The sequence below is a fragment of the Streptomyces sp. NPDC048275 genome, from assembly GCF_040652275.1.
GTDB lineage: Bacteria > Actinomycetota > Actinomycetes > Streptomycetales > Streptomycetaceae > Streptomyces.
The window spans coordinates 1-10594 of the sequence record NZ_JBEZLR010000172.1 but is presented as its reverse complement, the minus strand read 5'-3'; the positions used below and the strand labels follow the sequence as shown (position 1 = coordinate 10594).

9 protein-coding genes and 2 pseudogenes are annotated in these 10594 nt (G+C 64.2%); 3 read left to right on the top strand and 8 right to left on the bottom strand.

What is annotated here, in order from left to right; genetic code table 11:
* On the bottom strand, nucleotides 1–599 hold a 599-nt coding region (locus AB0D57_RS46045; protein ID WP_362088488.1), incomplete at its 3' end, for an RNA polymerase subunit sigma.
* Nucleotides 600–1215: 616 nt separating this feature from the next.
* Between AB0D57_RS46045 and AB0D57_RS46040 the strand changes: the two genes are divergently transcribed.
* Together AB0D57_RS46040 and AB0D57_RS46035 are read left to right on the top strand one after the other, a co-directional pair.
* Entirely contained in the window at nucleotides 1216–2841 is a 1626-nt protein-coding gene (locus AB0D57_RS46040; RefSeq protein ID WP_362088487.1) for a cytochrome bc complex cytochrome b subunit, read from the top strand.
* 55 nt (nucleotides 2842–2896) lie between these two features.
* The gene (locus tag AB0D57_RS46035; RefSeq protein WP_362088486.1) at nucleotides 2897–3058 is read left to right on the top strand and encodes a hypothetical protein; all 162 of its coding nucleotides are present in this window, start codon (nucleotides 2897–2899) and stop codon (nucleotides 3056–3058) included.
* Nucleotides 3059–3166: 108 nt separating this feature from the next.
* On the opposite strand, the pseudogene AB0D57_RS46030 reads toward AB0D57_RS46035, so the two are convergent.
* From AB0D57_RS46030 to AB0D57_RS46010, 5 genes and pseudogenes are all read right to left on the bottom strand, one after another.
* Nucleotides 3167–3437, bottom strand: a pseudogene (locus AB0D57_RS46030) (transposase family protein); the annotation flags it as partial.
* A gap of 91 nt (nucleotides 3438–3528) precedes the next feature.
* Complete coding sequence (locus tag AB0D57_RS46025; protein WP_362088485.1) at nucleotides 3529–3864, bottom strand: YceI family protein; 336 nt, start codon at nucleotides 3862–3864, stop codon at nucleotides 3529–3531.
* A 256-nt stretch (nucleotides 3865–4120) separates the two neighbouring features.
* The gene (locus AB0D57_RS46020; protein WP_362088484.1) at nucleotides 4121–4867 is read right to left on the bottom strand and encodes an SDR family oxidoreductase; all 747 of its coding nucleotides are present in this window, start codon (nucleotides 4865–4867) and stop codon (nucleotides 4121–4123) included.
* A gap of 286 nt (nucleotides 4868–5153) precedes the next feature.
* Nucleotides 5154–6854: an FAD-binding protein gene (locus AB0D57_RS46015; protein ID WP_362088490.1), complete on the bottom strand. Its 1701-nt coding sequence runs from the start codon at nucleotides 6852–6854 to the stop codon at nucleotides 5154–5156.
* Between the two features lie 198 nt (nucleotides 6855–7052).
* On the bottom strand, nucleotides 7053–8288 hold the full coding sequence (locus AB0D57_RS46010) for an FAD-dependent oxidoreductase (protein ID WP_362088489.1): 1236 nt from the start codon (nucleotides 8286–8288) through the stop codon (nucleotides 7053–7055).
* A 211-nt stretch (nucleotides 8289–8499) separates the two neighbouring features.
* Here AB0D57_RS46010 and AB0D57_RS46005 point away from each other — a divergent pair.
* Nucleotides 8500–8804: pseudogene (locus tag AB0D57_RS46005) on the top strand (ferredoxin family protein).
* A 42-nt stretch (nucleotides 8805–8846) separates the two neighbouring features.
* Here the strand turns inward: AB0D57_RS46005 and AB0D57_RS46000 are convergent.
* A complete protein-coding gene (locus AB0D57_RS46000) occupies nucleotides 8847–9269 on the bottom strand; it encodes an OsmC family protein (RefSeq protein WP_362088483.1) in 423 nt (140 codons plus the stop codon).
* A 262-nt stretch (nucleotides 9270–9531) separates the two neighbouring features.
* On the bottom strand, nucleotides 9532–10131 hold the full coding sequence (locus AB0D57_RS45995; protein ID WP_362088482.1) for a DinB family protein: 600 nt from the start codon (nucleotides 10129–10131) through the stop codon (nucleotides 9532–9534).
* Nucleotides 10132–10594: the final 463 nt, after the last annotated feature.

Sequence of the window (10594 nt, the reverse complement as noted above, 5' to 3'; positions counted from 1 at the left end):
GCGTCCGGGCAGAGCAGCGACGCGAGCAGGTCGGCGTCCTCGGTGACGCATGCTTGGTGGACGGCGCGGGCGAGGGCGTCGTGCTGTTGCGGTGTCGTGGGGCGTGAGCGTTGCACGCGTAGGTAGTGGCGTGCCCGGTCGGCGAGTTCGGCGCACTCCGGCTCGGTGCGCCCCACGATGTCGGCGACCGTACCGGGCGTCATCCCGAAGACCTCATTGAGCACGAACGCCGCCCGCTCGGCCGGCGACAGGGAGTCCAGAGCGTTCAGCAGTACCCGGCTGACCTCCTCCTCCAGTCTCGCCTGCGTCTCCTCGGTGTCTTGCGTCTCAGTGGGGGCACCCGTTCTCCGGTCGGCCGCATCCCGGTCGGGCAGGGCGAGGCGGCCCAGACAGATTCCGCCCGCGGTCTTCGCAAGCCAGGAGCGGGGCACCGTGATCTGTCGGCGCGCTGCGTCGGACAGCCCGTACCACCGACGGTAGGTCTCATCGACAACACTCTCCGCCTCACCCGGGCTGCCCAGCATCCAGTAGGCGACATCCAGCAGATACCGACGCTCATCAAGCAACTCCGCGATGGGCACCGCGTCAGCATGGTCCATACGGCATCCTCCCTCCTGCATCTCGGCTCAACTTGTTAGACCGGGCAGGCACGGACCTTGTGACATGAGCTTCCACGCCTGATCCCGAAGGCTCGGGCACCGTCCTTTGCCCAGAGGCCCTCACCACGCGCTGTGCCGGCGCAGGCTGTCACGCAAGGATGGTCAGCCGCACCGCAGCGCCCCGGTCACACGGTTCTCTGCGGATCATCCCCTTCAACGCCACGCGGAACTCGGCTGCGTGTCACATCCCCGCCCGATGCCCGGTCATATGGGCGGAAGCAGTCCAGGAGCCTGCTGACCCTAGGAGTGCAGTGATGACCAAGGCGGTTCTTGAGGCTCCAGCTCAGGAGCCTGCGGTGGCGACGGCGTCCGGAAGGTGCTGGACCTCGTGATCCACACCGGCTGAGTCACAGTTCGGCGTTTGGCGGTCCCCGTAAGACGGATGGAAACAGAGTAGGTGCCCCGTCTGTCTCAAATCCGCCGCCGGTAGGCACAGGCCCTGCCGCAGTGAATTCTTTGCCCGTCGCCGGGGGGAGACCGTGGCGGGCCTAAGTGACGTGAAATCTGCAATCTCAAAAGCAATCCTTTTGGGTGATTTATGAATGGTGGTAGGGGTATGGGCGACGGGAGTCAGGAAAGTAAAGTGCGGCGCGAACGCAAGGGGGAAAGGGTTGCCGAATGGGCCGACGGACGCCTGGGGGTGTACAGCAGAGTCAGGGTAAATGCGCGAAGAGCCTTCCCGGACCACTGGTCGTTCATGCTGGGTGAGATATGCCTCTACAGCTTCCTCATTATCATCGTTACCGGTGTGTATCTTTCCCTGTACTTCCATCCGTCGATGAATCAATTGGAGTACCAGGGCAGTTACGCGCCGCTGCGGGGCCAGTTGGTGTCGGAGGCATTCAATTCGACTATGCACATCTCCTTCGATGTGCGTGGTGGCCTACTGATCCGGCAGGTCCACCACTGGGCGGCGCTGGTCTTTGTCGCCGCCATCCTTGTTCACATGATGCGCGTATTCTTTACAGGCGCGTTCCGCAAGCCCCGCGAACTGAACTGGCTGTTCGGGTTCCTGCTGCTGATCCTGGGAATGTTCGGAGGACTGACGGGGTACGACCTTCCGGATGACCTTCTTTCCGGGACCGGACTCGCGGTCGTGAACGGAACAATCCTCTCCATCCCGATCGTCGGAACGTACCTCTCGATGTTCCTTTTTGGGGGCGAGTTTCCGGGGACCGATCTAGTGGCGCGTTTCAACATGATCCACGTTCTGCTCATCCCCGCCCTCATGGTGGGACTGCTTGCCGCCCATCTGGTCCTGGTACTCCACCACAAGCACACGCAGTATCCAGGTCCGGGACGTAGCAACAAGAATGTTGTGGGCCTTCCGGTCAAGGTACGCGCCGTGAAGTCCGCAGGCTTCTTCTTCCTGGTCACCGGCATCATTTTCATCCTCGCTTCGGTCACGCAGATCAACCCCGTCTGGCTGTATGGCCCCTACCGTGCCGACCAGGTTTCGGCAGGCTCGCAGCCCGACTGGTACATGGGCATAGCAGACGGACTGCTGCGAGTCATGCCTGGCTGGGAAATCGATTTCTGGGGCCACACCCTGGCTCTGGACAACCTGATCCCGCTGTCGGCAGGCGTTGGTCTCTTCCTTGCCATGGGCGCGTACCCGTTCATCGAGTCCTGGGTGACCGATGACAATCGTGATCAGCACATCCTCGACAGACCACGTAACCGCCCGGTGCGAACGGGACTGGGCGTCGCATGGATCAGTTTCTATCTGGTGGCCTTGATCGGTGCCGCGAACGATATTATCGCCATTCGTTTTCACGTCTCGGTTGAATCAGTGACGTGGGCAGTTCGCATCGGTCTCTTCATCGTGCCTCTTCTGGCCTACTTCGTGGCGAATCGGGCTGCACTCGGCCTCCAGCGCCGAGACCGCGACAAAGTGCTGCACGGCCGCGAGACCGGCATTGTCAAGCGTTTGCCACACGGCGAGTTCATCGAGGTGCATGAGCCGCTCAGTCAGGAAGAACTGCACGTTCTTACACAGCATGTGCAGTACAAGCCGATAGGTCCCGGACCCAGGGAAAGTGCGGGAGGTCCGGATTTCAGATCCAGCCTCACTCAGCGCCTGCGTTTCGGGCTCAGCCGGAGTTTCTACGGCGAAGGCACGCAGATCACCAAGCCGACCGCGCAGGAGTACAAGGAGATCGCCGGCAAGCACCGACGCTGATCTGGAGGAGGGTGCCTCCGAGCCGGCCCGGAAGACCATTCCGTCCTGGTTCCTGGTGGCTACCGAGGACCTCAACATTGCCCCGCAGGCCCGGACCTTCATGGCCGAGCGCGCCAAGGCGCACACGGTGGAAGTCCGGGCCGCGCACGTCGTGAGCGTCTTCCGCCCACACGACGTCGCCAACATCATTGAGGAGGCGGCGCGGACAGTTCGCTGATCGGCGCACCCAACAAGGCGAGGCGGCAAAGATTCCGCCCTGCCGGTTCGTCGCCACAGCGTGGTCATGAGGTCAGGGGGATGCTGAGCAGGTGCCTGAGCAGACGGCTTCGCGCAGGGCGCGCAGCAGGCCGGGCGCACGGTCGGCGAGGGGGCGAGGACGGCTGTCGTGTAGGCGTGGGCGGTGCAGACGGAGATGCCGAAGCCCTCTGCGAGCTGAGTGAGAGTGTCGTGACTGCGCGCAGGTACACCAGGCCGACCAGGGCATGTTGGTGCGGCGGGAGAATGCAGCGACGGTCACCCTCGCGGGTGACGATGAGCATGGTGACGCACTCGACCAAGGCGTGAGGCAGGTCGAGTGCTGCAGGACAGGGAACCAACGAGGCTACTGTGCCGGTGAGTTGAGACTTCGAACACCTCCCTCAACGGCACGGGAGCCTCGTGCGTTGCGGACACCGGCCCCGTAGCCGATCAGTGGCCACGCTGAAAAGAGCTCCCGGAATCAGGCAGCTGAGACGCCGTGTCGATGTGAAGGGGCAGTTCAACGTCCTTGATCCGGAGGTACCCCGCCATGCGGATCTGGTCGTCACCGGCATCGAGGATTCCGGCGGAACGGAAGCCCATGAGAGGGAACGTTGCTGAGTCGAGGAAGTCCGGGCCGGTGACATGCGCGTCCCGCTCCGGAAAACCCGCGTCCACACTGCCGGTCTGGACACTGAGGTAGGCCTCGGACCGGGGTGGATGGGCTCCATAGAGCTTGAGGAGCCCTTCGAAGGCGGTGAATTTTTCGCGCACGTTGGTAATCACGGCGAGCCGATTCCTTCGTGCGGGTAGCTCACACAGGGCGAATTCAGGCACACTGCGGCCTGCAGTCGAATTCAGGGCTGCTTTTCGAGCGAATTGCTGCCGGCCATGAACGTCGAAAGCCTGGACCCACGAGAGATGAAGAAACGGATCGTCCTGGCAAGGAAGGCTGAGGCAGTGGCTGTGTATGCGGTGGAGTGAACCTGCGGCCGGAACGCAGAGGTGGCCCCTGCCTGCTGGCAGGGGCCACCCGCGGGACTTACTGCTGCTGCGCGACCCAGTCGGCGAACCGGGTCTCGGCGAGATGCGCGTCCGGACCGGGCACGAGCGTGGTCTCCTGCAGCTCGGCTCCGGAGTACTTGGCGTGCGGGTCCGTGACGACCGTGCGGGGGTCGTTCTTGGCGGCGAGTCCCTTACGGATGAGCTCATCGAGCTGGAACACGTCGGGGCCGGCGATCTCCACCACGCCGTTGACCGGGTCGCCGACCGCAGTGCGGCCGACAGCGGCGGCCACGTCGTCGGAGTAGATGGGCTGGATCTTGACGGGGGCCAGACGCACGGTGTCGCCCTCGGTCGACATGTCCGCGAGCCCCTTCATGAACTCGAAGAACTGCGTGGCGTGGACGATGGAGTACGGGACCTTGGACGCCTTGATCAGCTCTTCCTGAGCCTGCTTGGCACGGAAGTACCCGCTCTCCTGGAGGCGGTCGGTGCCGACCACGGACAGCGCCACGTGGTGCGTCACGCCGGCGTCCGCCTCCGCCTTCAGGAGGTTGGTGGTCGAGGTGCGGAAGAAGTTCATGACCTCGTCGTCCGCCCACGAGGGGGAGTTCGACACGTCGACCACGACCTGCGCGCCCTGGAGGACCTCGGCCAGACCCTCGCCCGTCAGAGTGTTGACCCCGGTGTTGGGCGAGGCCGCGACCGCCTCGTGACCGTGCTCGTTGAGCTTGCCGACCAGCTTCGAACCGATGAGCCCGGTTCCACCGATTACTACGATCTTCATTACGGATTCCTCTCGGAGTTTTTCTCGGTGCGCGCATCCTGCGATGAGCTGCTCACCCGTACTGAATAAAGTCTGTCTGTACTAGAAGAGACAGGACAGTGGATCTACTTGTGACAGGGGTGCCTGGATCGAGAAAATTTCCCGGTGCGGCCCTCGGGGCCCGGTTGCACGAGGAAGTGCGGCTGTTCATTCGCTCGCATCGGGACCCCGTCGACGCTCACTCGGCGTGCTCGAAGGAGAGCGCACGGACATGCCGCTATTGGGCACCTCGTAGGGTTGTATGAAGTTATTCGACGAGCTTTCCATCGGCCGATACCTCCTGCATCAGAGAGGCAATCTCGTCCGGGATGGCGGGGATGCTCTCGCGGGTGATCCCCGTCGTCGGGGACCACACGAGATTGACCTGCAGAGCGGGATCCATGTCCGGGTAGTCGCTGCGGTTGTGGCAGCCCCGGGTCTCACGACGCTCAAGCGCTGCTTCGAGCGTGGCCCGGGCTGCCAGAGCGGAGGACTTGAGGTCGAAGGCGTGCGCGAGATCCTGGTAGCCGGCGATGTCGGGATGGATGCCGACGTTCTCCATCCTCTTCTCGATCACGCTGAGCTCTGCCAGTCCGGCGCCCAGGCCCTCTTCGTCGCGTACGACGCCCGCATGCTCGGTCATGGTGTTGCGGATGTCGCGCTGCAGGGCGCGTACGTTCTCCGGACCGTCGGCCGCGAGGAGATCGTCGATCTCCGCGCGAGCCTGCGCTACTGCCGACGCCGACCGCGGCTGCGCGGTCAGTGACTGCGAGTAGGCGGCGGCGGCCTGGCCTGTGATGCGGCCGAAGACCAGCAGCTCGATGAGGCTGTTCCCGCCGAGGCGGTTGGCGCCGTGCAGCCCGCTCGACGCCTCGCCGATGGCGTACAGACCACGCACATCGGTGCTGTGGTCCTCGGGACGCACCCACACCCCGCCCATCGAGTAGTGCGCGGTGGGCGCGATCTCGATCGGTTCGCTGGTGATGTCCAGCATCTGCAGGTCCAGGAGAGTCTGATAGACGCGGGGGAGCCGCGTCATGATCGTCTGCCGTGGCAGGTGGGAGACGTCGAGCCACACGCCACCCTTGGGGGTCCCCCGCCCTTCCTTGATCTCCGTGTAGGCGGCCAGGGCCACGCGGTCGCGGGTGGACAGTTCCATACGCTCAGGGTCGTAGCGGGACATGAACCGTTCCCCGAGCGCGTTGCGCAGGATCCCGCCCTCGCCCCGAGCGGCCTCGCTGACCAGGGTGCCGGCCGCGTTCTCCGGCTCGATGATCCCGGAAGGGTGGAACTGGACCAGCTCAGGGTCGCGCAGGCGGGCTCCGGCCTCCACGGCCAGGCGGAAGGAGTCACCCGTGTTCTCGTCGCGCCGCGAGGACGTGCGCCGCCAGATACGGGTGTGGCCACCCGCAGCAAGAATGACGGCATCGGCGTGGATCAGGTAGCGCCTTCCGTTCGTGAGGTCGAAGCCGTAGGCACCGAAAACGGCGCCGTCATGTACCAGGAGCCGAGTGATGTAGACGCCGTCGAGCACGGGGATATTGAGCTGGTCCGCGCGCCTGATGAGCGTGCGCTGGATCTCCAGACCGGTGTAGTCACCGGCGAAGGCGGTCCGCCGGAACTTGTGCGCGCCGAAGAAGCGCTGGGAGATGCGGCCGTCGTCTTCCCTGGCGAAGGCCATGCCATAGCGTTCCAGGTCGCCGATGCCTCGGCCGGCGCCCTCAGTGACGATCTGGGCGGTGCGAGGGTCCGCGAGCAGATAACTCTCCTTGAGAGTGTCGGCTGCGTGCTGCTGCCAGCTGTCCTCGGGATCCATGGTGGCGAGGGCCGCGTTGATTCCTCCGGCAGCAAGGGCCGTATGGGTGTCCTCCTTGGGGCGCTTGCCGACTGCGAGGACGTCGATACCGGCCTCAGCCAGTTCGATCGATGCTCGCAGTCCAGCACCTCCGGTGCCGATCACCAGCACCATGGTGGACAGACGTTGTTCGGTGATAGCCACGATCTTCTCCGATCGCCGGGGTTGTCACTCAGTACGACCAGGCCGTCCCGGGATCTGTGACAACCTTCCGTTGCCGGCGCGCCCGTGAACCCGTGGCGGGGCCCCACTGACACCGACGAGGGCGAGAGGCGATGTGCAATCCGGCCCACTCTCGCCCGCGCCGGGGTGTCACGGCAGGATGCGGTCCAGAGGTACGCCCGGGTCGGAGAGAAGCGCGTCGTCGATGTCCGACCCGGATGTGATGAGGGACCGGATCGGGTCCATGACATCCCACACGTTGACGCTCATGCCCGCCAGCACGCGGTTCCCCGCCATCCAGAACGCGATGAACCGTCGTTCTGACGGCTCACCGCGGAAGACGACGCGGTCGTAGCCGCCGGGTTCCGTGTAGCCCGTGTACTCCATTCCGAGGTCGTACTGATCGGTGTAGAAGTACGGCTGTCTGTCGTAGACGGCGTCTTTGCCGAGCATGCTGAGCGCCGCCACCTCCGGCTGATGCAACGCATTGGCCCAGTGCTCGACCCGGAGGCGGCGGCCGAGCAGCGGGTGGTAGGCGTTGGCGACATCGCCTGCAGCGTAGATGTCGGCCACTGAAGTCTGCAGATGCTCGTCGGTGACGATGCCGTTCTGCACTTCCAGGCCCGCCTCCTGGGCGAGCTGGACGTTGGGGGTGATACCGATGCCCACCACCACGGCGTCCGCGGCCAAGTGGCGGCCGTCAGTGAGCCGCACCCCGTCCACCCGGCCGTCTGTTCCGGTGAGGGATTCCACCTGCACGTTGGGCATCAGATCGACGCCGTGATCAGCATGGAGAGCAGCGAACACTTCAGCCGCTTCGCGCCCGAGCACCTTCAGCAGGGGAAGCTCCGAGTGCTCGAGCACCGTCACCTCGGCACCGGCCATCCGGGCGGCCGCGGCGGTCTCAAGTCCGATCCATCCGGCACCGATCACGACGATCTTCGCCCCCGTACTGAAGGCGGACTTGAGCCGTTCGCTGTCTCCCACGCGGCGCAGATACAGAATGTTGTCGAGGTCCGCTCCGGGGACGGACAGACGACGTGGAGACGAGCCGGTAGCCAGGAGCAGCTTGGTGTAGGGAACCTGACGCCCATCGTCCAGTTCCACCTTCCGTGCCCGCCAATCGACCGCGCGCGCACGCGTGTTCAGCAGCAAGTCGACATCGTGCTTCCTGTACCAGTCATCAGGATGCACGAAGATCGAATCGCGCTCTTCCTTGCCCAGCAGGTATCCCTTGGAAAGCGGCGGCCGAATGTACGGCTTCTCACGCTCGTCGCCGATGATGACGAGCGGGCCGCTGTGGCCGTGCTCCCGCAGTGCCTCGGCCGCCTTGCCCGCGGCCAGACCGCCACCGACGATCACGAAAGTATTCACAGGGTTCCTCATCTCAGATGTCGCATGCTGCGATTCATATGGGGAGGGGTCACCCATCAGACCGCATAGCCCTTCATCCTGTGACAAGTCGGCTACGGCCCAGGCGGGATACGCGCCAGGCTGTCACAACGTCGTGATCTTCATGGTCCTACCTTCAGTCGGAAGACTGCCTGCCGCAAGTCGGCTGAGCGCTGATCATCTCCGTCGGACGAAAGAGGAGAAAATGACGTACGTCATTGCCCAGCCTTGCGTCGACGGCAAGGACAGAGCCTGCCTCACCGAATGCCCTGTGGATCGCATTTATGAGGGCGATCGAACGCTCTGCATCAATCCTCCGAGTGCGTGGACTGCCATGCCTGCGAGCCGGTCTGCCACGCCCCGGGGCAGCAGGGCGGGTCGTTCGGCCTTGACGGCGATCACCGCCTGATCGCCCAGTTGTCACCGCAGAGTTCGCATACGAAGGACATCGCTGTCTTCATCATCCGCAAGGAAGATGCCGCTGACGCCGATCTGCGGTTCCCCTCCTGACAGGACACCCGTCCTGAGCCATCTCATGGACGCCTCAGGCGGTCATTTCGGCAGTGTCTGGCTGTGGGACTCGCGGGGCCTTGCCAAAACAGTGGGCACGGTGACGATCGTGGCCTCCCTGGTCAGGAGACGATGCACAGGACAGCGCCCGGCAGCTGCCAGCAGTTGCTTGATGTGGACAGGCTCCAGATCGCCGGTCAATCGGATGTTCTTGACGATCTGTCCTTGCGGATCGAACTGCACAGCCACATCCACTTGGTCGAGCGGCCAATCGTGCCTGTCCGCTGTGGCCCGGACGATCATGGAGGTACACGACCCGAGCGCGGCCAGGAGCAATTCTCCGGGTGTGGGTCCCGTATCAGTGCTGATGGGCTGGGGTTCGTCCGCAGCCAGCGTATGAGGACCGACCGCAATCGAGCGGGCGAGACGCGGGCCTTCACTTACTGACACGATGCGTGCGTTCATCAGTCTTCCTCTCGGGCGAGGTGAGGTGCACCGCCGTGTGGCCGGTGATCACCAGGGCGGGGTGACGAGTTACTCGTCCCTTAACTGCTAAGACAGGAAGGCTCTCGCTTACGTGACACCTTCAACGCCCCCCTCATGCAAACCGGCACCGAGTCCTACCGCCTCGCCCACGCCAAAACGCAAGCCGAACGCGCCAACACTGGCTGAACCGCGCCACATGGCCGACCCCGGAGCCGGTGAAGGTGGCGGCAGCAGGGCGGGATCAGCCGTTGCCGGCTTCCCGCGCCACGCGCTCCAGTCGGCGCCGGTGGTTCTCCCACCATGCCTGGTCTCCTGGTGGCATGTTGTCGTTGCCCCTCAAGTACCCGACGGCTCCGTCGATGAGCTCTCTCACGATGTCGGCGTGGCCGGCGTGCCGCTGGGTATCGGAGATCACGCGCACCAGGATGTGGTGCAGTGTCACCTCTCGTCGCTCCTCCGGCCACCACGGGACGTGACCGATCGCATCAAGCGTCAGCGTCGCGATCGTGCCGTTGGAGTGCTTCCACGCCTGGTGATACAGCCCGACGATCTCTTCGCGTGACTCATGTGCAGTGGCCCACATGTCCGAGTTGGGTTCTGCGTCCTCCGTATACCACCAGGGCGGCGGCGCCTCGTCGAAGAATGGCCTTCCGAACGTGTCACCGAAGTACCCCAGCTCCACGCTGGCGATGTGTTTGACCAGCCCCAACAGGTTCGTGCCCGTGGGGGTCAGCGGACGGCGTATGTCGTATTCCGAGAGCCCATCGAGCTTCCACAACAGGGCGTCACGCGCGTCTTGCAGGTACCGGAGAAGATCCGCTTTCGGATTCGGTTCGATCATGCCGGGCAGTCTTCCACCCAGCACTGACAGCCGGGCTCTACGGGACGCTGCTTCAGGCAATCGCCTCGCAATACCGAGGCTGACATCAAAAGCCACTGACGTTGATCTTGCCTGCCCTCGCGAAACGACTCCCCAAGGCGTCTCGAAAGAACTCCCGGAGAAAGGGACACAGCCATCACGGCGATTGTCGAAGACGACCAGCATGTCGTCGGCCAGATGGAGGGTGACCTTGCGGTCGATGAATCGGACGGAACGGAGGAGGAGCACATCTTGACGGTGATCCGGCTGTGGCGGTCTACCCTCGGCTCGAAAGTCATCGCCGTCTCGAACGGTTCGGGCGGCAGTGGCAGCAGGTGCGGTTCCTCGCGGGGCCGTGTCCCGCGACGTGGTGTAGGGGATCAAGAGCTACGCGTTCCGGTTCGAGACCCGTGGCGATCTCTGCGGAGACTGCAGCCCACGAAGC

Coding starts and splice junctions, on each gene's coding strand:
- AB0D57_RS46040 (WP_362088487.1), top strand. CDS start 1,216: ATGGGCGACGGGAGTCAGGAAAGTAAAGTGCGGCGCGAACGCAAGGGG.
- AB0D57_RS46020 (WP_362088484.1), bottom strand. CDS start 4,867: ATGAAGATCGTAGTAATCGGTGGAACCGGGCTCATCGGTTCGAAGCTG.
- AB0D57_RS46015 (WP_362088490.1), bottom strand. CDS start 6,854: ATGGTGCTGGTGATCGGCACCGGAGGTGCTGGACTGCGAGCATCGATC.
- AB0D57_RS46010 (WP_362088489.1), bottom strand. CDS start 8,288: ATGAGGAACCCTGTGAATACTTTCGTGATCGTCGGTGGCGGTCTGGCC.
- AB0D57_RS46000 (WP_362088483.1), bottom strand. CDS start 9,269: ATGAACGCACGCATCGTGTCAGTAAGTGAAGGCCCGCGTCTCGCCCGC.
- AB0D57_RS45995 (WP_362088482.1), bottom strand. CDS start 10,131: ATGATCGAACCGAATCCGAAAGCGGATCTTCTCCGGTACCTGCAAGAC.